Origin of the sequence: Candidatus Formimonas warabiya (genome assembly GCF_002777255.1) — a bacterium.
GTDB lineage: Bacteria > Bacillota > Dehalobacteriia > Dehalobacteriales > Dehalobacteriaceae > Formimonas > Formimonas warabiya.
In genome coordinates this window covers 6,008,463-6,034,136 of the sequence record NZ_CP017634.1, presented here as the reverse complement: position 1 = coordinate 6,034,136, position 25,674 = coordinate 6,008,463, and the positions used below count along the sequence as shown (strand labels likewise).

Genomic DNA, 25,674 nt, shown 5'->3' with positions numbered 1-25,674 from the left:
GCTACCCATTATTTGAGTAGCCGACCTCTCACACCACCACTCAAGCGGTTCCGCAAGTGGCGGTTCCCAAGTTTACACCTGGACAGATTTTAAGTAATCCGAGAAAAATACGTAACCTGCCTGTCTGAGGCGGGCATCGGTTACGGTGACATTTAGAATGTGGCTATTGGCGATCCGCCAGTAGCCTTTTCTTGTGCACGCAAACTTAATGGCATTGTCATGGTTGAGTCCGAGTTTCTTCAGCATTGCATATCTGGTGCGGATTTTCTTCCACTGTTTCCAGATATACATGCGAATTCTCCTTCTCAGCCATTTATCGGTTGCCCCAAGCATCTTCTTCATATCCGCGAGTTTGAAATAATTTACCCACCCCGTTATGAATTGTTTTAATTTAAGTTTCAGTAGTTCGTATCCGAGTCCGTTACTTCTAGACGTGATCTCTTTTACTTTTGCTTTCATCTTACTGATGCTCTTAGCATGGACACGAAGTTTGATTCCATCTTTTGATGGATAGAATCCGTATCCTAGGAATTTAACTTTGCCGATATAGGCAACCACCGTTTTCTCTCTGTTCACCCTTAGAAGCAGTTTGTCCTCAATGAAAGGTAGGATGTGCTCCAGCATCCTTTGCGCTGACCTTTTCGTCTTTGCAAAGAGTTGCACATCATCCGCATATCTGACAAATCTGATTCCTCTACGTTCCAGTTCATGGTCAAGTCCATTCAGCATGATGTTACTACATAAGGGACTGACGTTTCCGCCCTGAACGAGACCAAGTTCTGTCTCCTCGAATCTCCCTCTGTTTACTGCTCCTGCCGTGAGATACTTATGTATTAGGGATATGACTCTACCATCTCTGATTGTCCTTGACAGTATCTCAATCATTTTCGATTGGTTTACCGTATCGAAAAACTTCTCTAGGTCCATCTCTACAACGTAGGTATACCCTTCGTTCGCGTATTCCTTACACTTCCTCAGCGCGTCATGAGCACTTCTCTTCGGCCTGAAGCCGTAGCTAGTTTCTGCAAATTGGGGTTCGAAGATGGGTAACAGTACTTGTGCGATTGCCTGCTGCAGCACTCTGTCTACTGCTGTTGGTATCCCCAACGTCCGCATTTTTCCCTTGTCCTTGGGTATTTCTACTCTTCGGACTGGATTAGGACGATATTTTCCGTCCAGAACCAACTTTACGAGTTCCTCTCCATTGTCTTTGAGATATTGCGAAATATGCTCCACTTCCATCCCATCGACTCCGTGTGCGCCTTTGTTTCTCTTAACCTGCTTGTATGCTTTGTTGAGGTTGTCTCGGTTTAAAATTCTCTCTAAAAGTCCGTTCTCTTCACTGTCGGCATTGGTGTTGTTGTTTTCAGTTATCCTCCTGTCGGTGAGCGCTCCCGCATACCCTTCGTGTTCCGCACTATCTCTTTGCGAGCAGCCCTTGCCACAGCAAGGTATTCTGCTTTCTTTTATCCCGACCTTGGTAACATTCATTGACTAACACCTCCTTAGGTTCAACCCTTCATAACGCCGTCGACTGCGTTACTACTATGGTATCTGCTGACTTCTCACGGTAAATCTTGTTTCAACCGCATTTCGCTAACTCGTTCCATGCGTCCGTGAGACCTCCCACGGTAAGACACGTAACTTTCATCCCATGTACCCGCCGTATTTACATCCCCGTGTCCGTGCAGTTTATTGGATTTGTCTTGTCATGCAGACTCATCCCACTTCGGATGCCTGATACGATTCGTGTTCCTCGGGTCGGAACTTTGCCGTAGGCTTCCTTCAGATTCCTCCTCGCGAAGGACACCCTTGCCATTGGCTAATGGTTGGCAACTGCCAGCCCCCATAGCGGACTTTCACCGCCTAGTTACGCGTCATGCGTGGCGCACATGCACGAAAAAGCCGGCAGCTTCAGGGCTGCTGGCTTTCTTCTGAAAAACACCGGGAAGCTGATTAACCGATAAATTAAAATCTTATCACCGGTCTAAACTAAGCCTATTTTCAAAAACAGCAATCAGATGTTTACCAACTTGGTGGCAATATTCTGGCTGAATGTTCTGTCATGCTCAACAAATAAAATAGTCGGCTGGTATTTGAACAGCAGTTCTTCGATCTGGATACGGGAAAGTACATCAATATAGTTCAGCGGCTCATCCCAAATAAAGAGATTTGCTTGTTCGCATAAACTTTTGGCAATAAGCACTTTTTTCTGTTGACCTCTGCTGAAATCCGATAGATCTTTTTCAAATTGAAGTCTGGAAAAGTCCAGCTTTCGAAGTATCGCCTTGAAAAGACTTTCATCGATCCCCATGGCATAGGCATATTCAGTTAATTTTCCGCGCAGAAAACCTGTATCCTGTGCAACATAGGATATTTTCAGCTGGCTGCCTTTTCTGAAAGAACCTGCATAGGTTATTTGCTCTCCGCAAATTAGTTTCAGGACGCTTGATTTCCCCGAACCGTTTTTACCGCAAAGGGCAATCCGGTCTCCCCGTTCAATGGTCAGGTTTACGCCGGTGCAAACGGCCTTGTTGCCATAGGAGATGGAGATGTTTTCAAGTTCTGCCAGTCTTTCGGTGTGATACGGAAGGGGAGATATTTTTAAGTCGTCCACCCTTTCGATATTTTTAAGCAGCTGTGATTTTTTTTCAATTGCCGTGTGCTGTCTCGCTTCGATGGCTTTTGCCCGCGTCATCATTTTCGCGGCTTTATGACCGATATAACCCTTGTCGCCCTTGACTCCGGACGATTGCTTGCCTCCAATTTTCGTTTTTTCCGTTTTATCCGACCAGTCGGAAGCCTGTCTTGCCGCCTGTGTCAAATGCTTGATATCCTTTTGCAGCATCCTGTTTTCCGCAAGCTCAAAATTATCTTGCATTTCTTTATTCCGCCACCAGGAAGAAAAATTGCCCTTTTGAATTTCGATATTCATTTTGTTGATGGAAAGGATGTGGTCAATACAATTGTCCAGGAAAGTCCTGTCATGGGAGACCAAAATAAAACCCTGCTTCGACTTTAAATAATCGCTGACCAGCTTTCTTGCGTTCATATCCAGGTGGTTGGTTGGCTCATCGATCAGCAAAAAACTGTTTTCTTTTAAAAACAAGGCTGCCAGCAGCACTTTCGTTTGTTCCCCGTTGCTGAGTGTATCAAAGGGCCGATACAAAACTTCTTCGGCAATATCAAGGAGATTCAACTCTCGCATCAGTTGCCAATGAAGATAATCCCCGCAGATGCTGTCGATTACGTGGATGGTATTGTCTTTCTTGTTTTGTACTTCGAAGGGAAAATATTCGAAGCTGATACCGGCGGAAATGTTGCCGCTGTATTGGTATTTGCCAAGCAACAGATGAAGGAAGGTCGTCTTCCCTCTGCCGTTTCTTCCTGTAAATCCCAATTTCCAGTCGGTGTCAATTTGAAAGGATACATTCTCAAAGATATTATCGTAAGTCCCCTCATAGGAAAAGGTTAGATTTGTAACATTGACGAGCGACATCATTTTGTCCTCCTGTGTAAAAATAATAAGCTGCAAGAAAGCACATTCTTGCAGCTCGCAAATACACAGCAAAACCCGTCCCTGACAGGGATGGCGAGGATTGTATTATTCGAGTGAAAAGAAATAGTAACTTTCTTGCATGAAGCATAAGAAAACCAGCGGCAACCGGACCGTTACCGTATTTTCATAATGCTTTTTTTATTTTTAGCAAGAAAAATTACGCATCTTTTCAACTCCCATCTTTTTTTATTATTTTACTACATCAGCAGGAAAAAGAAAAGACGACTAAAGTGTTTTTATTTGCATCGGTGTCCCGCCTTCAATCACTTCAAACCCGTATTGTTCATAAAATGCCACATTTTTCTTATCTTCCGGAATCAGAATCAAATACAGGTATCCCTGATATTTTTTCTTTAATCTGCCTACAAGTTCTCTGCCAATCCCCATTCCATGATACTTCGGATTAATAAGAAGGTAGTGTGCATACGCTGTCATTTCTCCATCATCTAAAGCATTTACCAATCCTGCTAACTGCTCGCCATCCCAAGCAGAAATCACTGTGTCGGAATTGTTAATTGCTTTTTCCAATCTCTTTGGATAATTGCCGGATAACCAGCTCACAGACAAAAATAACTCTTGCAGTTCTGCTGCTGTAAAATCTTTTGTTTCTTTATATGCAATCATTCTGAATTCATCCTCCATTGGATAATTGTTCTCCCTTAATACTTACTACGATTAATGTCCCCTTTTATGTATGTTAAAGCTCATACAAAGATCACTCCCCTATATCGTGCAAAAATCTAAAGTGCAACTGAGATTATGCTTAAATTTTATTGGTTAATTCTTGATAAAAAAAGTTAATTTTACACATTAATTAAAAAAAGATTTATTGCTATAGTTAAAGAATAAAATTCCATCTGTGGATATTCTAGTTATTTCAAACTTTCTTCACATTACTCCATCTCCATATTCTTCCTCGAAAACTTCCCTGTAATTTTTGTTAGAAAGCAATCATAAATTTAACAGTCTTATCCCTATTGTTCCGATTTTAAAAAACAACATCTCTTATTCAGCAAAAGTGTCTGGAAACCGTACCAAAAAAATATCTTTTAAGGGGGGATTATCATTTAATCTTATTTGTCCGTGTTGAAAAATCTATTTATGGGAGGGGTAGTAATTTGAAGAAGACAGGATTCGTGCGCAAGGTTCTATTTTTATGTTTCGTTATGGGATGTATGTCTTTTGCTTTTCTAGTACAAGCTTTTGCCGCCACCAATGACCAGGTTGTAATTAAAACCGTGGGAGAATTAAAGGCTGCCGGAGTACCCATTCAGGGAACCTTTATCGAAAACGGGGAAGCACTAAATGACCAGGATTTAGTAATGTTTAATAAAAAAATCGCTATCGCCGTCTCCGTGGGGACACCCAACCCCTGGGGATATCCGCCCAGCAGTATCCTGGATGCCTCCTTAATGATTGACAACAGCGCATCCCAACCTCCAAAAAACGTCAATGAAAGCCTTTGGGAAAGAGTAAAAGACGGATCTCTAAAGGCAGGAAAAGATACCATCTGGGATATGGAATTTCTGATGGACAATTGGGATAGTTGGAGCCCGTCAAATTCCAAACCAAGAGATATCACGGTTGATGATAATATTGACTTCGATGGAAATGGAACCAAAGACGGGCTGCAGGGAATCGTATCCACCAGAAAATATGGTCAATCCAATAAGACCCCTATGGATGTAGTTACCTATTACGTTTTGGGGAACGAGGACAATTATGTCCGGATCAACACCATTGTGACTAACCTGACAAATGGAAGCGTCTATGATACATCAGCGGACGGAAGCCTTAGCGAACCCGGCTTAGAAACAGGTTATTCCTTAGGAAATAAGGGAGCCTACATGTTTGCTCCGGACAAAAGCGTAGGGGATCCATATAACAAGTACGTAACTACCTATAATAATGACTACAATGTGAGCCTGATTGACTTAGGCTGTGAGATTAACGACATGTGGGGAAGCTCCGGATACAAAGATACCGTAAAACCTACTGTTTACCAGCCTGGTCATGAATACCAGTTTGGCGCAATTTTCAGAATAGATGATGAAGGCAGTCTGGAAGGAACGCTCAATCAATTAATGGACGAAGCTGGGGCAAAAAAAGCGACTGTCGCCGGTACGGTAGTTGATACCGCCACTAATCAGCCGGTAAAAAATCCCATTATCGTCGTAGAAAAAGGGCAAAAGACTTTTACTTGGATCATCGGGGCAGATGACGGAACATTCAGCTTTTCCTTGCCGGCTCTCGATGATATGAATGCTTATCAGGTATATGCCCTGAAGGAACTTTATTCACCCAGCGCCAAGACTGGGCTAACCTTGGCCGGAGGCGGATATAATACTGGATCCATAGGGCTAACTAAGACCCGGGAAATTACCGTTCATGTAAAAGACAATAAAGGTAAACCGGTTGACGCCAGACTTGAACTTTTGGGTGTAACGAACCCCGCCGTTCGCTATGTGGCCCAAACCGTATTTTATTCGGATTTGCATAATATTGGGGTGGCAAAAATTCCTGTTGCAGAGGGCGATTATAAAATTCAAATAAGCAACGGGGCATATTTTGAATCCCTCCCCGTGACTGTCGAAGGCAATGCCGCAACCAATAATGATCTGGCAGTAACAATTAACAAATTAATTGATCCGTCAAGGGACAACTGGTATTCGGCTGATTTGCATCATCATTCCAACAAGTCGGACGGAAGCACGATACCGGAAAACCTTGTTAAATCTCAGCTAGCCAGTGACTTAAATATGGTCTTTACCAGCGACCATGATTCGATTGGAAATAATAAAGAAATTGCGGGATATGCGGAAGTCAGAGATGTGGCTTATACTCCTTCTCTGGAGGTATCCCCCAGCTGGGCTCACTTCAACATTCTGCCAGTGGCCCAATTAACTTACGACAATATGAAGAGCGACAACTTCAGTATTGATCCTTATATGAACTTCCCGGATATGGTTAAAAAAGTGCATGATTCCGAAGCTTTAATGGTGGCCAATCACCCGTGGATTGCTTATGGGTTGTTTACGGCACAAGCGGCAAATGCTATTCCCGGGGGTTATGATGCTGATTTTGATTTTATTGAAATCAATGGGAGTGTTTCAACGGCTCTGAACTTAAAAGCCCTTAATAGTGCTATGGATTTCTGGACGGACAGCCTCGCGGGAGACTCAAAGATATATTATTTGACAGGCGGTAGCGACACCCATGATGTACTGGTACCGGATATGACAACAGCAGTTTTTAGCGGCAACTGCCGGACTTTCGTTAATATCCCGGGAGACCTCAACAGGGAAAGCTACTTGAATGCGCTTCGAAGTGGTCATGCCTATGTGACAATGGGTCCCGTTCTTTGGGCGGATGGACTGGGCCAAACTTATACCATCAATAAGGGTAAACAATTTACCTTAACTTTCGACGCCCAGGATGTCCAGGGGATTACCAAGGTGGAGATCTATACTGCGGGCAAAGTAGTAGCCGACTCTAAATTATTTACTGATGCCAGCATGAATAAGGAAAGCTTCTCCTTCACCTTTACCCCTGCCACCAGTACCTGGTACAACATTGTGGTCACCAACACGGCAGGTAAAATGGCGATCTCTGATCCTGTGTGGGTAAAAGTAATTTCAGATTGAAGCTGACTAAACATCTCCTACTTTAACTGCCCGTAGACGGGAACGCACCATTGTAATCAAAGTTTGAGGATACGATGATGCGTCAGCAAACCAGACAATGTATCATGCAATTCTTAAGAGGGCTTCACTTCGGTGAGCCCTCTAACAATGTTAAGGGGATGGTCTGTTAGCATAGACCGTCTTCATTACCCCTTTTACATCATTTCATAAATACTGGGAACAATAACCCTATATTAGGTTATTAGAGTAAAAAATAAAGGTTTTAGCATATTTCTTTCCAGGAATAATTAAAACCTACCTCAGAATATATGAAGTTCCATACTAAGGAGGTTTAAAATAGATGCCGATTTACTTTCTGCATCTAATAAAATTAGCAATATTTCTTCTCTTACTTGTGGCACTTGTTCCAAGAACTGAGATTCGACGTCTCGCGGTATACGGAATCATATTTGGTAGCATGTATGATATAATAGGACTTACAATTGGACATCTAACAAACCTTTTTAGGTGGATTAACTTTGGTCCCTTTGGCTATGGTTATTTACCAATAGACTCACCAGTATCTTGGTGCGCATTTTTTATTATGTATTTCTATCTTTTGCCCAAACATAAGCCATTAGTTTATATATTTCCTGTATTAGGGATAGTAATGAGCATGATATACTCCAGAGTATTAGTCAATTTAGGGATGTTTATTGAGCCTGGGTTCTTACTAAGATTGGCTAATTTCACCTTATGGTTTTCTTATGCGACCTGGGGTTATTTAAAATTAAACGAGTACATTGAATCAAAACATAACAGTGTTCATTAAATGTCAGGGGGACAATGTCAGGGGGACGGGGTTATTGGCATAACCTCCGTCCCCCTGATGTCCTCCATTCATGGACTGCAATGAAATGGGATGATCACTATCGTTGAATAGACTCTACCATTTTAATCAATTGATCATTGCTGATTTCGGAAGTACCGGCCCTAAACATGTACATGACGCCGTCAATTTCTACATCAAGACCGCCTTCACCAATAACTCCTTGATTACCGTTAATCTCAATTTCTTCAACATCGCCGATACCTGCTTCATAGGCCGTTTCCTCATTCATTAACCTGAGCTGCAAATAGATATCCTTGGCGTGGTCGCCGTTGCTAAAATAAACTTCAGCATATTCGCAATTTTCCACAGGCTTTCCGTTTTCATCGTTAAACAGTTGCATTCTGTCAAATGCATAGCCCTTCGGCATATAGCCAGGCAATGAAAAGTCAAATGCCAGGTAGGACTTGGCTTCTTCCGGATCGGTCGTAGTCGTCATTTTACTGTTTTGCCGCGCATCATGCTCTTCTTTGGTTAGTGCTTCCAATTTTGTGCTAACACCCCCGGTGCCATCCTCGGTAGCTACCGCCGAGATGATCAATTCTTCACCCTTTTGGTTATAGATTTCTCCATTTTGGGGGAATTGGTCAAGTACATTGCCGTCTTTGTCGTATAATTTGCCTTTCAGTTCATCAGGAATCGTTAAATCCGGCGCACCTGTTTGCTCGGTCACGACATATTTAGCATGCTCTCCTACGATTACTTCTTTAATAACCCTATAGAAATCCTGACCGTAAGAAGTCATGGTAAATCCCATCAGGAATACGGCTACCAACCCAACAATAAAAACCGGCTTTATCAATAATTTTCTCATGGTAAAATTCTCCTTTCTATGATCAAAATACTCTTGGCTGCTAATTTTCAACAGCAATTGATTTAGTATTTTTTCTTTAGCACTGTCTTCCGAACTAAAATCCGTTTTTAATAATTCCTCTATCGGCAGGTTATTGTCGGTTTTACCCATTATAACTAAACCTCCTTTTCTAATTCCTTGCGCAGCTTTTTCAAGCTTCTAAAAAGAATCACGCCCACATTAGAGTCCGAGATCCCCATAAGTTCCGCGATATCTCTATTTTTCAATTCAGCGGCAAACTTCAATGCTACAATATTCCTCTCCTTATCGCTGAGTTTTGCCAGGGCTTTTACCAGGCTTTTATTGTTTTCATTGATGACAATGACTTCTTCCGGCTGACTGCTTCCGGAAATAAAATCAATCACGTAATCCAGGGATATACTAAAATTCTTTTTCTGCTTACGCAAATAATCCGTTACGGTGTTACGGGCAATGCCAATCAGCCAAGCTTCAAATACCGCGCATTTCGGCTCGTAGGTACGATACTTTTGGATCACCCGCTCAAAAACCTGGCTTACAAGATCCGCAGTATCGTGATGGTTATTGATTCTATAGCTGATATAGTTATACACACGTTTATAATGGGTTTCGTATATTTCTTTAAATGTACCGGCATCAATATCCATCCTGCACTTTTGTTCTTTTGGCGCATTTTCTGCAACCAACACGGCAGACTCCATGGCTTCCTCCTTTCGGACAATGAATTGAACATTGCGCAATGTTTTATCCTTCACCTGTTATACGAAAAAAAAGCGCTTTCATTACAGGCTTTTTTATGATTATTTTAACCAGGCAAGAATAGGGGCAGCAACGAAATTGGAGTTTCGTCACTGCCCTGATCACATCAGCCTGAGCATCCTCGTAATCAAAGCCTACCTTTGAAAAAGTACCCTTTTTTTCAGCAGTCTCTAGCTTGGAGACCTAGACACCCTGCGGTTTCTGACACTCCGCAATCACTAATTTTTTAGTTCCTCGTAATCTTTTTTTAACATTCCCAATAGGATAACATCTTCATATCGTCCGTGAATATAAAATCTCTCTCTCAGTTTTCCTTCCTCTTGGAACCCGCTTTTCACATAGCATCTGTAGGCTCTTGTATTGCAAGCATATACCCGCAGTTCTAACCTATTTAAATTCAAGCTATCGAATGCATATCTTTGGATTAAGCGTAATGCTTGCATTCCAATTCCTTTCCCCATTAGCTGCTTTTTGCCAATTACGATCCCAATTTCCGCCACTCGGTTTCTTGTATCAATGTTAATCAAACCAATTTGTCCCATATAATTTCCGGTTTGCTTTTCGGCAATAACAAAGTGTTCCTCTTTCTCCAGTTTTCTTTCCAGAATGCTATTCAAGTAATTCTCAGTCTCATTTAGGGTATGAGGATGAATAAAAATATCAGATAAGTTGTCAACAATTTCAGGATCATTTACCCACTCTCTCATCTCGGACAGATCTTCTTTTTGGTATTCTCTCAGCATGATGTTGTCTCCAAATATCCGCGGCATATTACCACACCCCTTTCCCCTGATCCTTATTATTATGAAAGAATTAGTTTATCTATATGACCCGAAAAAGTATAAACGACAAGTGGACGTCTCGCCGGTCCCGAAGTCTGGTTACTACATTCATATTATACCAGATTTTGGGGGCTGTTGTTATACGAACCTTGCACCCCCATATACAGAGGACGCCAAGGACGGCGCTGACTTAAACAGACCAACAAGCACCGAATCATAGCTGGATGACAAAATTGCGGATGAGCCCATCGTCATTGGTTCGCCTTTCGGCAAGGAGGCACTGATGAAGGAAATTAACGCTTTTATTGCGGATTACAAGTCATCAGGCCTATATAAGGATATGTACGACCGCTGGATCAGAGGCGGCGATCTTACCATGCCGGAGATTGAAAAACCGAAGAATCCAACCATGAAGCTGGTTATGGGCACAAGTGGACTTAACGAACCAATGAACTATTTTCCCCCAGGCGGCAAGGCATTTTCTTCCGGTACTAAAGGGTGAATTCATCTCCATGGTCAAGATGACATCGGTGGTGGGCTACATCGCGATCAAGGACTTGACAAAAATGAGCGATATTATCAGGAGGACATTATTTATGAAAACGGTACTCCCGAGCAGATTTTTGATCACCCGCAAAAGGAGAAAACCAGTTCCTTTGTAAAACGGATGAAGCTTTTTCCCAAAAGGCTTATCTCAAATAATTTCGATCTATTTGGATTGAATACGGAAATCGAGGAGTTTGGCAGAAAGCAGTTGTTATCCCCGCGACAGGTTACAGCCATCCAGTTGGTGCTGGAGGAGCTGTGTATCGGGCATATCTTAAAGAAGATGCCGCAACGGGGATTTGAGCTGGATTTTAATGTTGCCTATTCAGAGGTTGATGATCAATGCGAAATCACGATTTCTTTTGATGGGGAACGTTTTGATCCCTTTGAAGCCGCGGCCGAGGATGACATGTCCTTGTTAATCGTTAAGCGCTTTTCTAAATCTATCAATGTGCAGTTTGACGAAAAAAATAGGATTGATATTATAGTTTAGTCGAATGTAGATAAAAGAATTGAGGTACCTGTCCTCTGGATTTGCGTAGGAAGCTAATTATCTCTGCGCATTAAGCTAAAGCTTTGAGCTGTAGGCCCAATATCAGGCTGGCTTGCCAGGAATAAAGCCAGAGGTATAACGTCTTCAGGTTGCTTTAGCCACTCGCCTTCTATGGCTTTAACTTTGCTTAGAGGACGTTTAAACTTTCGTGTAATTGGTAATAATAACCACAAAGGAGATGTTATCAATGAACGAAAGAGCAAATGAACTAGTAAAACTATTGGCGCAGGAATGCAGCAGCATGGAGGACATCCATACAATGCTGAAAAATCTGTTCAGCGGAACCATTGAGCAGATGCTGGAAGCAGAAATGGATGAGCATTTAGGATACGATAAGCACAGTCCGGCAGGAGATCTGAGCGGAAACAGCCGGAACGGCTACAACCAAAAAACGATTCAAACGCAAATGGGAAAGACGGAAATCAAGGTTCCGCGAGACCGAAACGGAGAATTTGAACCGCAGCTTATAGAGAAATATCAGACAAAATCTAACAATCTGGAGCAGCAAGTGATAGCCATGTACCAAAAAGGGATGTCTACCCGTGATATAGAGGCACACCTTCGTGATATATATGGGGTAGACGCATCACCGGCCCTGATCAGTCGCATTACAGACAAAATCATGCCGCAGCTGATGGAGTGGCAGTCAAGACCGTTGGAGAGCATATATCCTGTAACTTTCTTTGATGGAATTGTCTTCAAAGTGCGTAAGGACACCAAGATCATCAACAAGTGTGCCTATACAGTATTAGGGATTAACATGGAAGGCAGGAAAGAGATATTAGGTATTTGGATCAGCGAAAATGAGAGTGCAAGCTTTTGGGCAACGGTGGTCAATGAGATGAAAAACCGGGGCATCAACGACATTTTCATTGCGTGTCATGACAATTTAAACGGATTATCGACGGCGATAAACAGCGTGTTCCCGAAGACTGAGCAACAGCTTTGTATCATCCACCAAATCAGAAACTCAACAAAGTATGTTTCCTATAAAGATTTAAAACCTATTATGGCGGATTTAAAGACAGTCTATCAGGCTCCCTGTGAGGAGGACGCCCTTTATCATCTTGAGGAATTTGGGGAGAAATGGGGCAAAAAATATCCTCAAATCTCAAAGTCATGGCGAGATAACTGGAGCGAGCTTTCGGTATATTTTAAGTATCCGGAGAATGTCAGAAGGCTGATTTATACGACAAATGCCGTAGAAGGATTTCATCGAATGCTCCGGAAATTTACCAAAACCAAGACCACCTTCCCCGGCGATGAGGCGCTCAAGAAATCAGTTTACCTATCTATTATGGAAATTGAGAAAAAATGGGGATTACCCATGCGCGATTGGGGAATAATAATGGGACAGATGTCTATTTTCTTTGAGGAACGTCTGTCGGGCAACAAAAGCGCATAGCTCTTCGGGGGCTCTGCCCCCGAAACCTCCGGAGTTTTTCGGGTTGGGAATCTAAGCAATGAAAAAGCAGCCCCTTTTAAGACTGCATTTTCCATTGCTTGAGTTCCACAGTCAGATCCTCAGGTTGCCCTCCGGCAGAGCCTTGTCCCTCTGGCTGTACTACAATTTTACCCATTATTGCAAGGTCTTAAACCTTGTTAGGGATAACTAATTACACGAAATATGAAACATTCCCTTTGCTTATACCCGTTTTGGCATTATCATCTATTGATGTCTGAACTGGTCCCGGAATCAGCTCGTTTACACTAATTTTATATTCCATGAGCTCTTGAGCCAAGATACGTGTTAACATCCATAAGCCAGCTTTTGAGCAGGAATATGCTGATCCCCCTGCATATCCGCGGTGTCCAAGCCCTGACCCAATAGTTATTATTTTTCCGGCACCCCGCTGCTTCAAAAATGGTATAGCCGAATGGGCACAATAATAGGCTCCGAACAGATTTACGTCCAGCGTTCTTTTCCAATTGTCCGGATTACTATTTTCAACAGTTTCACGATCATAGTTTGCTCCTGCATTGATAACCAGGATGTCAATACCTCCAAAATGCTCAACGGCTCTTGCAAACATGTTATTAACCGATTCAATACAGGTAACATCTGTTTCTAGTGCCAAAGCCCTTCCGTCCATTTTTGATATTTCAGTTACGGTTTCCCTAATTTCCGCAGCTGTCCGTGCCGCACAGACAGTATTAGCTCCCGCCTTTGCATAAGCAATAGCTATTGCCTTTCCAATCCCACGTCCTGCCCCGGTAACAACTGCAACCTTACCTTTTAAAACTTTGTCATCTGGAATCATTATAATAAAAATCACTCCTGTACAAAACAATGTATTTATCTCCGGAATGTCACGGGAATTAATCAAGACTACTATGGTGTCAGGGGAAGAGTTTTCCCCTGACAACTACTATTTCCGAGTTGCATAAAGGAAGCGACAATAACCGATCTCTGCAGCATTCTTCATTAGTTCTAGATTTAGCCAAGCCCCAAGCTCATAAAATGGCTTATCAGTAAGAGGCCACTTAGTTCGTTCGCAAGAAATGGGTTCATTATCGGACGAAGCTGCCGCTGCAGCTTCCGGATCTATGAGGCCCCCGGAGCCAGAATACGCCCGGATGTCGCACTCTTAAACTTTTGATTGTCTCACATAGGTTTTTTATTTTCATTAAGTCTTTCTATAATCTTTTCGAGTCTCTTAATTCTTGTTTCTTCCTTTTTAGCATCTAAATAAAATCCCGTATACGTCTTTTTTACAGACATTGGCATATTTAGAAAGTTAAATAATGCTTTCTCTGTACCCGATAAGGCCTTAATTAATATTTCGATCTCTTTCTCATTAATTGGTTCATTTCTAGGTATGTCCCAAGTACCTCTGCGTCTCGCCTCAGTAATTGCTGCCAAACCATGTTCAGTCATTTTACCTGTCTCTATAAGAACATTTGCTAAATTTCTATTTTTCTCTGACCATCGGCTTTCTTTTCTTCTGGGGCTAAATTTCTTTACATATTTGTCTTCATTAATACTTTTGACCTGACCATCAATCCACCCAAAGCATAGCGCCTCTTCCAAGGCTTCATCTGGTTTAATGGTTTTAACTTTACTTGTCTTGCTGAATAATAGCCATATACCTTTATTGCTATTATGGTTCTCTGACAGCCATTTTCTGAAGCGTTCCCTATTTTCGAACATTATTTGGTCATTCATATCATCACTCCAAGTCATTCCTTTTACGGGAAGCAACGGAACGGTTCTTTCGCTTCCAATCCTCGTCATCATGAAAGATTTCCTGTTTGTTAATGCCTCTCATCATTATATGTATATCACGCTTTTACTTTTTTCTCTTACTTTTCTAAGCATTAAGCTTCATTCCTGCTTGTTTTGCTTCAATTCCATCATATAATATACTAATATTAAGATGTCGGGGGACAGGGTTATTGACAGAAATTTTTTGGGATACTAAACAATAGCAACAACCCCATCCCCGACACCCCCAAAATTGGAATTACATGACAGGGAAATTAAATTGTGGTACATTAAAGAAAAAAAGATCATTAAGGAGTGACACCAATGAAGCCAGAAGTCATTATGTATGCAATGCCTCTTTGACCATACTGTTCTCGCGCCAAGCAATTCCTTTCGGGCAAAGTGGCCAGTGGTATTAAGGTCTTTTTACTATTGCCTGACCTGGCCGAGAAGGCTATATGAGAAAGCAAAGTTTACATCGAACCGGACAATAATCTCTTCACCGCCCTCTTTACTTCTTTGTCAACACAGCGTCAATAAGCCCATATTCTTTTGCTTCTTCCGCCGTCATATAATAGTCCCTTTCCATGTCTCTCTCAATTCTTTCCAGCGGTTGCCCTGTTAATTCACTATAGATGCTATTAAGTTTTGCTTTTGTTCTCTGCAGCCAGTCGGAATGTATTTTGATATCGGTCGCCTGTCCCTTGATTCCGCCTTCCATCCATGGCTGATGAATTAAGATCTCACTGTTGGGTAAAGCAAATCTTTTTCCTTTTGCTCCGGACGCCAGTAAAAAGGATCCGGCGCTTGCCGCCATGCCCATACAGATGGTTGATACATCCGGCTTGATATGCTGCATGGTATCATAGATGGCAAAACCCGCAGTAATGGATCCGCCGGGGCTATTAATGTAGAAATGGATATCTTTATCAGGGTCCGACCCCTCCAGGAACAGCATTTGGGCAATGATCACGCTGGCTGTACTGTCATTAATTGTGTCACTTAATACGATAATCCGGTCGTTTAATAACCTGGAAAAAATATCATAAGAACGCTCTCCACGATTTGTCTGTTCAATCACAAATGGAACCGTGCTCATCATATCACTCCTTCAACGTTGAGTTGCATCATTTTTTGGCAAAGGACTTTTTAAGCCGCTCTGGACAATAGGGTAGTATTTGAAGAGAAAATCTTTGGGCCTTTAGTAATGGTATTGGATTTTTTACTGCAGTAGATTTCTCTTTCTGTCTTCCTAAAATTTCTGGGGGTTGTACCGTATAATTTTTTAAACGCCCTGGAAAACGACTCTTCTGAGCTGAATTGATATTTAAAAGCGATATCCGTAATTTTCGCATCCGTTTTCACCAGTTCCCGCGCCGCCTCGGAGAGCCGCCTGGTTCTTATGTAATTCATTACCGTAGTCCCTATGGCTTCACGGAAAAGTCTGTGGAAATGAAATTCCGAGAAATACGATTGCTTAGCAATTTGGTCCAGTTTAATTTTTTCTCCTAAATGCTTTTCAATATAGTCAATGGAATTTTGGATTTTTAGCTTATTGTCCATGAGATTCCTCCTCAACTCATTCTCACCATATATTATATAAACAAGTTTGCCAAATTACCTGACATTCCTTGCTAACATCCATTTCCTTAGCAGCATTGGACTCCATTGAAACAAGGCATTTAATAGCTAAAATGACAAGCGGGACAAATAGTCCCGCCAATTGTTTTTCATGCCTCTGGCTCATAAACAATACCATTTTCTTCACACCATTGGATTGCAATCACAGTCAGTGCCTCTTTATAAAAACGATACCACTCTTGCTCAATCCCGTATCGATGCAAGGTATCCTTGAAACGCCTGAACGCTCCTTTGCCCCTAATTGCGGAAAATAGTGCATCTGAAATACTGTCATTTTCAATGGAGGCACAGAATCTCTCCATGATGCTGTATTCGTGTATCTCCCATTTATCGGGCAGCTCAACATACTTCTCCCCGCTTATAATGACATCCAAGGCTTCCTGCAGGGCTTCTCTCTGCCACTCGGGATATTGTGAAAAATCGTCTTCCTCTTCCGACTCCTCTGCGACGGACAAGTCTTCCACACTGACCATGATAATTTGACCGGTCTCCTTATTCAAATATTTATTGTACTCATCCATCTGCCCTTCCATTTCATCAACCAAATCCTTGATCTTTACAGGCATGACCAATCCCCTTTCCTTCGTTGTGTATGTTTTAAAACGCTAGCTGCGCTCACTTATCTCTTTATTCCAGATTTCCTTTTTAAACACTTTATGATTTTCGTATTCTACAGACAGTAAAAGGCGGTCAAACTGTTTTTCTCCCCCTTGCCAAGAAATTATCTTTTCATTCGCCTCTTCTTCCCGATCCTTCAGTTCCTTCGTTTCTACCAGTTGGTTGCCCTTGTACACTTCCAAATATGTTTTTTCCGGCATCATTCCATGCTTCTCAAGATACAGCATAATTTCAAACTCATTGTTTGTTCTTTCAGGCACTACGGTTACTTCTAAAGATGCGTATTTCTTTCCCAGCTTTTCCAGGTTAACGCGGTCCATCTCACTGCTTTTAAGCCGGGCTCCCTCTTTTAAAGTGATGTAATATTCATAGGTAGAGGAGGCAGATTGTTCGCCATATTTACTAAGAACTTTATCCTTGTACTCTACAGACCAGGAAGGCTGGTCTTCCTGCTCAATTCCTACTTCCACTTCAAAATTTCCCCCGGTTTGGGAGATCGCTGCTATTTCCTGAAATTCCTGGTTACCTACTTGACGATAGCAAAACGAAACCGGTGATCCCAAAGGATAGTCTTTTATCTGCCAGGAAAACCGTACATTTTGTTTTCCGTCCACCAAAGCTCCTGGCTCGATTTGAACAGGGGTAATCCACTGTTGCTGCTCTTTGATTTCATTGATCATCTCTCTCATATCGTTCATTTCGTCTATTATGGTAGTCCGGTTCTGGGTAAGGTCGTTCAACCGGTAGTTCAAGTCACTTACCTCCATATAGGTACGAATATTCAGCAGCAGGCTTACTGCTAATATTGCTAAAACAATCTTCATTCCCTTGTCCATATCATCTTTTCCTCCCTCTGTCCTGATCCCACTTAGGAAAAGGACTCCTCTAAACATTTCTCTGAGTCTTTGCTGCCAAAATAATTTGTTCCAAACACGCCGGCAATGATCAGCACCGCTCCAAACATTTTATATAATTCAAAGGCTTCATGTCTAAACATGACACCGGCAAAGACCGATACCACCGAAATCAGGTTAGAAAAAATGGCTGACTGTGACGCAGGTATTTTTGACAGTGTATAATTTACCATAAAAAAGGCTCCCACAGAAGATAATAGCCCAAGATAAAGCAGTGATGCAAAGGCTGTGGAATCAACCACAAATAAATTGCTGATATTACCGTTGATCAGGCCGGCAACAGCAGCTGCCAACCCGAAAAATACGGTGCCGCACAACATCATGAAATAAGTTATCTCATAAGGAGTAAATTGAAAAGAAGCTTTTCTTGAGTAAATATTATAAAATGCAGCAGTGGCAACAGCACCTAAGAGAAACATGATTCCCTTAAACTCTCCGCCCGTTTCCTCTTTTCCGCTCATCACCACAAGGATGATCACACCCATAAAAGATAAGACGATGGAGAGGGCCTGCTTTTGAGTGATTTTTTCCTTCAGTATGATCATGCCGACTACGGCAACAATCACCGGGATAAAGGCCATCATCACCCCTGCTTCAGAAGAAGTGGCATGTTTCAGCCCAAAGGTTTCCATAATGAAATATATTACCGGCTGCAATATAGCCACCAGCAATAAGGGCTTCAGATTCTTACCCTGAAAGTTTATTTTGATGATCTTAAATAAAACCAGCAAGGACATGACAATGAATGCCATCAAAAATCTTAAGAAAAGCAATTGAAATGTGTCCAGAGTCTCCAGGGCATTTTTGGTGAACAGAAAGGAAAATCCAAAGATTAGCGCCATTCCTGTTGCGGACAGATAGGGTAATAGTCTTCTCATGTTTGACTCCATTTTTCCGTTTATATTTCTATATAATTAGGGTAAGAGAACAGTCCCCATTTCATTCTTTTGATATTTCCACAAAATGCTACAAACTCCTCTCCGGGATCTAAAATCGCCACAAGAAAAAACCATAGCTCTCAGGCTATGGCTTAGAACGAATATTATTTTGAGTAAATTCAAGAACCGTCCCTGAATTTACTCAATCTAAAGAACCGATTACTTGCCAGGGAACCTGCCATTTTTCCTTCTGCAGCACGGGAAGTACTTCCCTGGGGATAGCAGCCAAGAGGCAGGTTGCCGGGCCGGCAGATTTGTGTACATCCAAAGTCACCCCTGCCTGAAGTTGAAAGTACAGCCGGGCCGTGCGGGCTAATTCCCCGCATTCATAAAGGATTCCTTTCGAACCCACAGGCAAAAGTTCATGGACATATCCCTTTTGCATCAAATCCCTGATCAGGGATGGATGAGCCACCTCCGGATCATCCGGACCACCTTCTGCTACTTCATGACCAACCTTGGGGAGGCCAAAAACCACGATCAGATCATCTCGAACTGCGGTTCCTAATAAAAGATCCTTTTTGGCGGCTAAACCTAATACGACCACACCGACACCGGTTTGCCGGGTAGGGACATTCTCCTCGGTGCTGCCGTTTAATACCAGGCCGGGATCTATTCCCGCCCCGGCGATTTCAGCAGTCATGCCCCGGATGATTTCCTCCCCATAGGGCGTCATTTCCACCGCCAGGGTATTGTATACGGCTACCGGTTCCGCGCCTGTGGCGAGAATCTCCATTAGGGGAACGCGGGTTATTCCCCTCCCGACAAATTCTCCCGTTACCTTCACCACATCCAGCTCTTTGGCCCCAATAGCGCCGAGAGAATCACAGGACGTAACTAAAAACATCTCCCCGGGCAGGGCCACTAAACTCAAATCCCGTACTCGCCACGTATCAGGCATTTTCATGTCCCCGCACCACCATCTTGATTCCGGGTATTTTAGCCAAAACTGCCGCCAGCACTATGTTCAATCCGGAGGCAATCAGCAAAGGAGCCAACAGCGCATAAAAAACACCCACGCCCATAATGGGAATCATCGAAGCAGGTGCGCCTACCCCATTTAGCACAGTAGCAATGATCACGGCAATGAGCGGATTAGTTTTTCTAAAAAGAAATCCGAACACAAAGGCGCAGATCCCCATTTCCGCCGCGGTCAACAGGTGAACCGGTACCGTTAAAGGAAAGCCTGCCGTCAGCGCTGTGAACATATGACCTAAAGCGGCAATTAAGGCTCCTTCTTTCCCGCCCAGTACGGCAGCCGCAAAATAACCGGGCATGGAATCAAGGGCCGGCGTCCCCAAAATGCTGGGGATTTTAATGTTAGCCCCCACCACACTTAAGGCTACCAACAAAGCAATTCTTACTAACCTCCGTACATTCGTGTTTGGACTTCCCCCTGCCTCTTTTTTTGTCATCACATACGACCTCCTCATTTTTTGTAAGAATATTAGGGAGAAAAAATAAAAGCTCCCGATCAATAAAAAATTGACCGAGAACTTTACCATCATTCCTGGTTGACTGCCCCTTTTCTGCGCAGGAGCACTCCCCATTGATTGGCAGGTTTCCTGACTTCCGGTTCATCGCTTCCTTCAGCCTTCCCTAACTTTCGTCCAGTGGCTATGCTTTGAAGGTCGCTCCCGGTTACAGTGACGGGATCGTCCGGGACTTGCACCCGGTTCCCTAAACCGAATCAATATCTATGTATGAAGGATTATCCCCCACCTTTTCTAAAACTAGACTACCAAAACCCGGGATGGATGTCAATAGGAGCTTTTCTATAACATCAGCAGTAAATTCAAGAACCGTCCCTGAATTTACTTACATGACATTTGCCACCAGCTCCACCACATGCTTGGCCTGAACCGGGCTTTCATTGTTGCGCAAGGCATGGTTTAGCTGCATCAGGCAGGAGGGGCAGGCAGAGGCTACTAGTCCGGCGCCGCTTTCCTCAATGGATTTTACTTTCGGGGCCACAACTTTTTGAGACAGGCGGTAATGGCTCAGATTAAAGGAGCCTGCCGAACCACAGCACCGGTCCGCCAAACCCATTTCCACAAATTCGTAAGCCGGGCTTAACCGTTTTAACAATTCCCTCGGCGCTGATTTGCCCCCGGTCGTCCTTTTGAGATGGCAGGGATCATGATAGGTGACCTTGATGCCTAGTTCCTGGGGATTTAGTTTGATATCCAGCACCTCCACCAAGAACCGGTTGATATCCATGATTTTGGGCACTAACTGATCCGCTCCCTGGCTTTCCAGCCATTCCGGATAGGCCAGCCAGGTGGAGAGGCAGCTGGCACAATCTGTGACGATATAATCCACGGGATACCGGCTGAACTCCCGCACATTCGCTTGGCCCAGGAAGCTTCCCGTGGCAAAATCTCCGCTGGCAAAGGCGGGAACCCCGCAGCAATACTGCTCCGGAATCACTACCTCCACTTGGTTTGCCTGGAGCACACGCAAAACACTCAGGCCCACATGAGGGCTGATCAAATTGGTGACACAACCGGTAAAATAAGCCACGCGCAGCCGGGGATGATCTACCGGGTTTAAGAAAGGAACCGTTTTGCGAAAAGAGCGGCCGGCAACCGGGGGAAGCAAGGTTTCGATCCGGGCCAAATCCATGGGCATTAATTCCAAGACTTTACTAGTCCGGACCAGCTTTTGCACGCCGGTTTTTTGGTACAAATACAATAATATCCCCATGGCATTGAGGCGCCCGTTATATTTTAACAAGTGCTGAAAAATATTCTTTTTAATAATGGGGAGTCCCCGGTCCGCCACCAGTTCTTTCCGGCACATCATCACCAGACGGTCCGCCTGCACGCCGTTGGGACAGTTTTCCGCGCAGGAACCGCATAGCAAGCAGGTGGAAAATATCTCGGCCAGTTTGTCATTCCACTGCAGGTTGCCGGAGCGCACATGATCCAGAAGCTCCACTTTTCCCCGGGCCACATAGGGTTCCCGGCCGGTTGCCGAAAAAAGAGGACAATGGGCCTGACATCCCCCGCACCTGCTGCATTTTTTTAAGTTGTCCAAATATTTTTCGTCCATAGTTGCCACCTAGAAGATCTTTCCCGGATTTAGAATGTTGTTGGGGTCAACCGCCTGCTTGATCACTTGAAGATAGTTCAGGCCGGCATCCCCCAGTTCCCAGGCTAGATAAGGTTTTTTCATGATGCCGATGCCGTGTTCCCCGGACAGGGTGCCCCGTAAATCCAAGGCGGCCTGAAAGATCTCAGCCACAGCCTTTTCCACCCGTTCCATTTCTTCCTGGTTATTTTTATCCGTTAGAATATTTGGGTGCAAATTGCCGTCTCCCGCGTGTCCGAATACCGGCATATGCAGGTTGTACTTGGCGGCAATTTCCCGCAGCCGCCTGACCATTTCCGGTATTTTGCTCCGGGGCACCGTGGCATCCTCGGAAATCTTGGTCGGATTCAACTGGACAACCGCCGAAGACACCGCTCTCCTAGCCTTCCAGAGCTTCTCCCTGTCCTGGGCCAAAGAGGCTACCTGAATCTCCCGGCAGTTTTCTTCCCGGCAAATTCTTTCAATTGCTTGAATGTCTTCCTCTACCTGGCTTTTTCCCCCATCCACTTCGATAAGCAAAATAGCTTCCGCATCCAGGGGCAGTCCCATGGGATGGTGTTTTTCCACACAGCGGATGGTGATATTATCCATCAACTCCAGGGTGCCCGGAATCACCCCATGAGCAATAATGGCGGTAATCGCCGCCGCAGCCTCCGCCAAACGGTCGAAGACCACCAGGGCCGTTCTTTTTTCTTTCGGTTTCGGCAGCAAGCGCAGGGTGATTTCTGTGATGATGCCTAAAGTGCCTTCGCTTCCTGTGAGCAAACGGGTCAAATCATAGCCTGTGACATTTTTTACTGTGCGGCCTCCGGTACGCATAATTTCTCCCCGGGGGGTCACAACCTCCAGTCCCAGCACGTAATCCTTCGTGACCCCGTACTTAAAGGCCCTGGGGCCCCCGGCATTTTCCGCCACATTGCCGCCCATGGTACATGTGGCAAGGCTGGCCGGATCCGGGGGATAAAACAGGCCCAGTTTCTCTACCTCTTGATGGAAAACACCTGTCACCACACCCGGTTCTACCACTGCCAGCATATCTTCCAGGCTAATTTCTTTGATTTGATTCATGCGGGTTAAAACCAAGGCGACACCGGTACCTATAGGGATGGAACCGCCGCTCAAACCGGTGCCCGCTCCCCGGGGGAAGACGGGAAATTTTTTCTCGTTCGCCAGCTGGACAATGCGGGCGACTGCCCGGGTATCACCGGGAAAAACTACTAAGTCCGGAACCCCTCTCTGAAATGTGCCGTCATAGGAATAACAGATTCTTTCTTCCCGGCTTTCCAACACATTTTCAGCACCTACAATGTCCTTGATTTGCTTCATGATGTCCTGATCCAATCTCTACCACTCCCTAAACACTTGATACCCTTCTGTCGAAATCACCGGCTAATCCACATGGGTCAGCGCGCCCAGCGTGGAAATATTGTTGATCCGCCTGTCTTCTTCGTCAGAGACGCGCTCCACCAGGCCTGCTCGTTCCATGCGGTCAATCAGGGTGGTCAGGTTGCTCTTCCCTTGAAAAGAAGCTTGCTGATTTCGCCCATGTTAATGGTACCCAAATCATCCAGAATACGCAACACATGGTATTGGGCCTGTGTGATTCCTAAGCCGGCCAGGTTGTTATCGGTTTCTGTTCGATTTCCTCCCTATTAAGAATTACTATTTTCAGTCCCTCCCTGATCCTTCTCAAATTGAAACGGCAGGATGGAACCGACAATATCTTTCTCTTTTAAAAGTGCACCGGTAATAAAAAGGCTTGTATTATTGTGTAAGGCCATCTCCCATCGTTTGGAAACAACAAATTGGGGTAAGAGTACGGTAATAATATCTCCTGGTTTGGATGAATGTTCTTCAGATTCAATATGTTCAACAAGAGATTTCACTATTTCCCGAAAAGGGGATTGCTTAATCACAAGGGGAACATCTGTCTTCAGCATTTTCCATTTATCACGGAGCTTATCTGCCTCCCCTTCGTAGGTTTCTACGTGAAAAGCTTCCACGTTGGGGGATATGCTCTTGGCATAATTCAATGATTTAATCACCATTTTATTTAAGGTGTCAATGGGAATCATGACAAAAGTCGATTGTTTTTCCTTTAATTTTACTTTTCCAATCGCCTCATTGGGCAGGTCCAATTGTTTGACGACAGTATTATAATGACTTTTGATTCTCAACATCACATATATTAGTACTGTAATAATAATGAAAACAATCCAGGCTCCCCCCATAAATTTCGTCACACCAATGATCACAACGGTAACAAAGGTTACCACGCATCCGAGTCCATTGATCAAAGCCTTATAGTGTAGTGCCAGCCCTTTGGCTTTAAGGTCTTCCAACGGATAAACATACCGGCTTGCGCAAGGGTAAATGAGGTAAAAACACCGATGGCATAGAGGGGAATCAGGGCATGGGTATCACTCTGAAAAATAACTACCAAGAGAGCCGCGGCTAATGCCAAGAGCAAGATGCCATTGGAATAGTTCAATCGATGCCCTCTGCTGGCTAATTGTCTTGGCGCATAACCATCTCTGGAAATAATCGATATCAATGTAGGGAAACCGGCAAAGGCGGTATTTGCTGCCATGGCCAGAATGATGGCCGTCGTAATTTGAATAAAATAGAACATCAGTCCCGGTCCAAATATGAGGGTGGCTAGCTGCGCAATCACCGTTTGGTGTTCATTCGGCACGGCCCGATAAAGTTCAGCCAGATAGGTAATGCCGCCGAAAGTAATCAATACGGCGCCCGCCAGCAAAACATAGGCCCGTTTGGCATTTTTTGCCGAAGGCTCCTTAAAGTTGGGTACCGCATCGCAAATAACTTCTACACCGGTTACAGCGGCACATCCTGAGGAAAAAGCTTTGAGAATCAAAAACAAGGTGACTGCCTGGGTTCCAAAGCTAACATGAGATGCGATGGTAACCGGGCCGGGGTGAACGGCTTCGTTCAGGGATTTCCAGATCCCTACAGCGATTAAGACCACAATGGAAAACAGAAAGGCGTAGGTAGGGATACTGAATAGCTTAGATGATTCTTTTACACCGCGCAAATTTCCCACTGTCATGAATAGGATAATGATAATTGCTATAGCTACTTTATGCGTATATAAGAGCGGAAAGGCGGATGTGATGGCAGCCGTTCCGACGGAAATACTCACGGCAACTGTGAGAATGTAATCTACGGAAAGAGAAGCCCCTACAATCAGACCAAAAATCACTCTTAAATTATCTTTCGCGACAATATAGGCGCCTCCTCCGCAAGGATAGGCATCGACGATTTGGCGATAGGAAATGGTTAGAATGATCAGCAAGACAATAATCGCGCCCGCCACTTTTGTCATCCAAAAATAGGAAGCGACACCGATCACCGGAATAAAGGCCCACAATATTTCTTCTGAAGCATATGCTACGGAAGAAATGGCATCACTTGCCAGCATGGGGAGTCCCCAGAAGACATTGAATTTTTCTCCCGTTAATTGGCTGGAAGCCAGTTTCTCACCCAGAAACAAGGATTTTAAAGTTTTTCTCACGTTTTTTCTACCTTCCCCGCGAGCTTTTCGCTAAGAATTATCTTTCTAAAATATTTAATACAACATTTATCTTAAGAATAAATTGGAAAAATGCAAGAAAAAGATTTAGCTATATGGGAAGGTAGCGGCATGAGGCAGCCTTAACAAAAGGATATGGGAAGAAGATTAAAAGAGAGGAAAAGTCTCA

The 25,674-nt window shown here is 43.8% G+C and carries 24 protein-coding genes and 1 riboswitch; of the genes, 4 read left to right on the top strand and 20 right to left on the bottom strand.

Going from position 1 to position 25,674, the window contains the following annotated elements:
* Window positions 1–72 precede the first annotated feature (72 nt).
* The 3 genes from ltrA to DCMF_RS27090 form a co-directional block, all read right to left on the bottom strand.
* Window positions 73–1,491, bottom strand: coding sequence for a group II intron reverse transcriptase/maturase (gene ltrA, locus DCMF_RS27105; RefSeq protein WP_148135307.1), 1,419 nt, complete (start codon window positions 1,489–1,491; stop codon window positions 73–75).
* 526 nt (window positions 1,492–2,017) lie between these two features.
* Window positions 2,018–3,499: a ribosomal protection-like ABC-F family protein gene (abc-f, locus tag DCMF_RS27095; RefSeq protein WP_148138099.1), complete on the bottom strand. Its 1,482-nt coding sequence runs from the start codon at window positions 3,497–3,499 to the stop codon at window positions 2,018–2,020.
* A gap of 285 nt (window positions 3,500–3,784) precedes the next feature.
* On the bottom strand, window positions 3,785–4,183 hold the full coding sequence (locus DCMF_RS27090; protein ID WP_148138098.1) for a GNAT family N-acetyltransferase: 399 nt from the start codon (window positions 4,181–4,183) through the stop codon (window positions 3,785–3,787).
* Between the two features lie 494 nt (window positions 4,184–4,677).
* Here DCMF_RS27090 and DCMF_RS27085 point away from each other — a divergent pair, with 494 nt between their 5' ends.
* Window positions 4,678–7,203, top strand: a complete 2,526-nt coding sequence (locus tag DCMF_RS27085) for a CehA/McbA family metallohydrolase (RefSeq protein ID WP_148137327.1) — start codon at window positions 4,678–4,680, stop codon at window positions 7,201–7,203.
* A gap of 908 nt (window positions 7,204–8,111) precedes the next feature.
* On the opposite strand, the gene DCMF_RS27075 is transcribed toward DCMF_RS27085, so the two are convergent.
* The 3 genes from DCMF_RS27075 to DCMF_RS27065 all read right to left on the bottom strand — a co-directional run bounded on the left by DCMF_RS27075 (window position 8,112) and on the right by DCMF_RS27065 (window position 10,405).
* Window positions 8,112–9,035: a DUF4367 domain-containing protein gene (locus DCMF_RS27075; RefSeq protein ID WP_148137325.1), complete on the bottom strand. Its 924-nt coding sequence runs from the start codon at window positions 9,033–9,035 to the stop codon at window positions 8,112–8,114.
* Between the two features lie 5 nt (window positions 9,036–9,040).
* Window positions 9,041–9,604: a sigma-70 family RNA polymerase sigma factor gene (locus tag DCMF_RS27070; protein WP_148138097.1), complete on the bottom strand. Its 564-nt coding sequence runs from the start codon at window positions 9,602–9,604 to the stop codon at window positions 9,041–9,043.
* A 276-nt stretch (window positions 9,605–9,880) separates the two neighbouring features.
* Window positions 9,881–10,405: a GNAT family N-acetyltransferase gene (locus DCMF_RS27065; protein ID WP_236860133.1), complete on the bottom strand. Its 525-nt coding sequence runs from the start codon at window positions 10,403–10,405 to the stop codon at window positions 9,881–9,883.
* A 322-nt stretch (window positions 10,406–10,727) separates the two neighbouring features.
* Here DCMF_RS27065 and DCMF_RS27060 point away from each other — a divergent pair, with 322 nt between their 5' ends.
* From DCMF_RS27060 to DCMF_RS27040, 3 genes are all read left to right on the top strand, one after another.
* Window positions 10,728–10,946, top strand: a complete 219-nt coding sequence (locus DCMF_RS27060; RefSeq protein ID WP_148137323.1) for a hypothetical protein — start codon at window positions 10,728–10,730, stop codon at window positions 10,944–10,946.
* A 252-nt stretch (window positions 10,947–11,198) separates the two neighbouring features.
* Window positions 11,199–11,483, top strand: coding sequence for an ATP-binding protein (locus DCMF_RS27050; protein WP_214658943.1), 285 nt, complete (start codon window positions 11,199–11,201; stop codon window positions 11,481–11,483).
* A gap of 247 nt (window positions 11,484–11,730) precedes the next feature.
* Window positions 11,731–12,948 (top strand): IS256 family transposase, encoded by a 1,218-nt coding sequence (locus tag DCMF_RS27040; protein ID WP_148137321.1) that lies wholly within the window; start codon window positions 11,731–11,733, stop codon window positions 12,946–12,948.
* A gap of 211 nt (window positions 12,949–13,159) precedes the next feature.
* Here DCMF_RS27040 and DCMF_RS27035 read toward each other — a convergent pair whose 3' ends face one another.
* The 14 genes from DCMF_RS27035 to DCMF_RS26970 form a co-directional block, all read right to left on the bottom strand.
* Window positions 13,160–13,804, bottom strand: a complete 645-nt coding sequence (locus DCMF_RS27035) for an SDR family NAD(P)-dependent oxidoreductase (RefSeq protein ID WP_214658942.1) — start codon at window positions 13,802–13,804, stop codon at window positions 13,160–13,162.
* Between the two features lie 344 nt (window positions 13,805–14,148).
* Window positions 14,149–14,781 (bottom strand): YdeI/OmpD-associated family protein, encoded by a 633-nt coding sequence (locus DCMF_RS27025; RefSeq protein WP_335582372.1) that lies wholly within the window; start codon window positions 14,779–14,781, stop codon window positions 14,149–14,151.
* 478 nt (window positions 14,782–15,259) lie between these two features.
* A complete protein-coding gene (locus tag DCMF_RS27020; RefSeq protein WP_148138095.1) occupies window positions 15,260–15,847 on the bottom strand; it encodes an ATP-dependent Clp protease proteolytic subunit in 588 nt (195 codons plus the stop codon).
* 50 nt (window positions 15,848–15,897) lie between these two features.
* Window positions 15,898–16,311 (bottom strand): helix-turn-helix transcriptional regulator, encoded by a 414-nt coding sequence (locus DCMF_RS27015; RefSeq protein WP_148137319.1) that lies wholly within the window; start codon window positions 16,309–16,311, stop codon window positions 15,898–15,900.
* Window positions 16,312–16,478: 167 nt separating this feature from the next.
* Window positions 16,479–16,955, bottom strand: coding sequence for a UPF0158 family protein (locus DCMF_RS27010; RefSeq protein WP_148137318.1), 477 nt, complete (start codon window positions 16,953–16,955; stop codon window positions 16,479–16,481).
* A gap of 39 nt (window positions 16,956–16,994) precedes the next feature.
* Window positions 16,995–17,843 (bottom strand): hypothetical protein, encoded by an 849-nt coding sequence (locus tag DCMF_RS27005; RefSeq protein ID WP_148137317.1) that lies wholly within the window; start codon window positions 17,841–17,843, stop codon window positions 16,995–16,997.
* 32 nt (window positions 17,844–17,875) lie between these two features.
* On the bottom strand, window positions 17,876–18,799 hold the full coding sequence (locus DCMF_RS27000; protein WP_214658941.1) for a DMT family transporter: 924 nt from the start codon (window positions 18,797–18,799) through the stop codon (window positions 17,876–17,878).
* A gap of 202 nt (window positions 18,800–19,001) precedes the next feature.
* Entirely contained in the window at window positions 19,002–19,760 is a 759-nt protein-coding gene (locus DCMF_RS26995; RefSeq protein ID WP_148137315.1) for an AIR synthase family protein, read from the bottom strand.
* Window positions 19,753–20,274, bottom strand: a complete 522-nt coding sequence (locus tag DCMF_RS26990) for an ECF transporter S component (RefSeq protein ID WP_148137314.1) — start codon at window positions 20,272–20,274, stop codon at window positions 19,753–19,755. The genes DCMF_RS26995 and DCMF_RS26990 overlap by 8 nt, the downstream gene beginning before the upstream one ends.
* 123 nt (window positions 20,275–20,397) lie before the next feature.
* Window positions 20,398–20,565, bottom strand: a riboswitch (cobalamin riboswitch).
* 112 nt (window positions 20,566–20,677) lie between these two features.
* Entirely contained in the window at window positions 20,678–21,913 is a 1,236-nt protein-coding gene (locus tag DCMF_RS26985) for a (Fe-S)-binding protein (protein WP_148137313.1), read from the bottom strand.
* Between the two features lie 9 nt (window positions 21,914–21,922).
* Window positions 21,923–23,293, bottom strand: coding sequence for an FAD-binding oxidoreductase (locus DCMF_RS26980; RefSeq protein WP_236860132.1), 1,371 nt, complete (start codon window positions 23,291–23,293; stop codon window positions 21,923–21,925).
* Window positions 23,294–23,341: 48 nt separating this feature from the next.
* A complete protein-coding gene (locus DCMF_RS30580) occupies window positions 23,342–23,458 on the bottom strand; it encodes a MarR family transcriptional regulator (protein ID WP_148137312.1) in 117 nt (38 codons plus the stop codon).
* Window positions 23,459–23,604: 146 nt separating this feature from the next.
* Window positions 23,605–24,294 (bottom strand): hypothetical protein, encoded by a 690-nt coding sequence (locus DCMF_RS30390; RefSeq protein ID WP_335582371.1) that lies wholly within the window; start codon window positions 24,292–24,294, stop codon window positions 23,605–23,607.
* Window positions 24,246–25,487, bottom strand: a complete 1,242-nt coding sequence (locus DCMF_RS26970) for an APC family permease (RefSeq protein ID WP_335582370.1) — start codon at window positions 25,485–25,487, stop codon at window positions 24,246–24,248. Before DCMF_RS26970 ends, DCMF_RS30390 begins: the two co-directional genes overlap by 49 nt.
* Window positions 25,488–25,674 lie beyond the last annotated feature (187 nt).

Bases quoted from the DNA above. Each gene is read 5' to 3' on its own strand.
- DCMF_RS26990 (WP_148137314.1), bottom strand. From the start codon at position 20,274: ATGACAAAAAAAGAGGCAGGGGGAAGTCCAAACACGAATGTACGGAGG.
- DCMF_RS27035 (WP_214658942.1), bottom strand. From the start codon at position 13,804: ATGATTCCAGATGACAAAGTTTTAAAAGGTAAGGTTGCAGTTGTTACC.
- DCMF_RS27070 (WP_148138097.1), bottom strand. From the start codon at position 9,604: ATGGAGTCTGCCGTGTTGGTTGCAGAAAATGCGCCAAAAGAACAAAAG.
- DCMF_RS27015 (WP_148137319.1), bottom strand. From the start codon at position 16,311: ATGGACAATAAGCTAAAAATCCAAAATTCCATTGACTATATTGAAAAG.
- abc-f (WP_148138099.1), bottom strand. From the start codon at position 3,499: ATGTCGCTCGTCAATGTTACAAATCTAACCTTTTCCTATGAGGGGACT.
- DCMF_RS27000 (WP_214658941.1), bottom strand. From the start codon at position 18,799: ATGAGAAGACTATTACCCTATCTGTCCGCAACAGGAATGGCGCTAATC.
- ltrA (WP_148135307.1), bottom strand. From the start codon at position 1,491: ATGAATGTTACCAAGGTCGGGATAAAAGAAAGCAGAATACCTTGCTGT.
- DCMF_RS26985 (WP_148137313.1), bottom strand. From the start codon at position 21,913: ATGGACGAAAAATATTTGGACAACTTAAAAAAATGCAGCAGGTGCGGG.
- DCMF_RS27060 (WP_148137323.1), top strand. From the start codon at position 10,728: ATGAAGGAAATTAACGCTTTTATTGCGGATTACAAGTCATCAGGCCTA.
- DCMF_RS27075 (WP_148137325.1), bottom strand. From the start codon at position 9,035: ATGGGTAAAACCGACAATAACCTGCCGATAGAGGAATTATTAAAAACG.
- DCMF_RS27005 (WP_148137317.1), bottom strand. From the start codon at position 17,843: ATGGACAAGGGAATGAAGATTGTTTTAGCAATATTAGCAGTAAGCCTG.
- DCMF_RS27020 (WP_148138095.1), bottom strand. From the start codon at position 15,847: ATGAGCACGGTTCCATTTGTGATTGAACAGACAAATCGTGGAGAGCGT.
- DCMF_RS26995 (WP_148137315.1), bottom strand. From the start codon at position 19,760: ATGCCTGATACGTGGCGAGTACGGGATTTGAGTTTAGTGGCCCTGCCC.
- DCMF_RS27090 (WP_148138098.1), bottom strand. From the start codon at position 4,183: ATGATTGCATATAAAGAAACAAAAGATTTTACAGCAGCAGAACTGCAA.
- DCMF_RS27010 (WP_148137318.1), bottom strand. From the start codon at position 16,955: ATGCCTGTAAAGATCAAGGATTTGGTTGATGAAATGGAAGGGCAGATG.
- DCMF_RS27025 (WP_335582372.1), bottom strand. From the start codon at position 14,781: ATGATGACGAGGATTGGAAGCGAAAGAACCGTTCCGTTGCTTCCCGTA.
- DCMF_RS27065 (WP_236860133.1), bottom strand. From the start codon at position 10,405: ATGCTGAGAGAATACCAAAAAGAAGATCTGTCCGAGATGAGAGAGTGG.
- DCMF_RS27040 (WP_148137321.1), top strand. From the start codon at position 11,731: ATGAACGAAAGAGCAAATGAACTAGTAAAACTATTGGCGCAGGAATGC.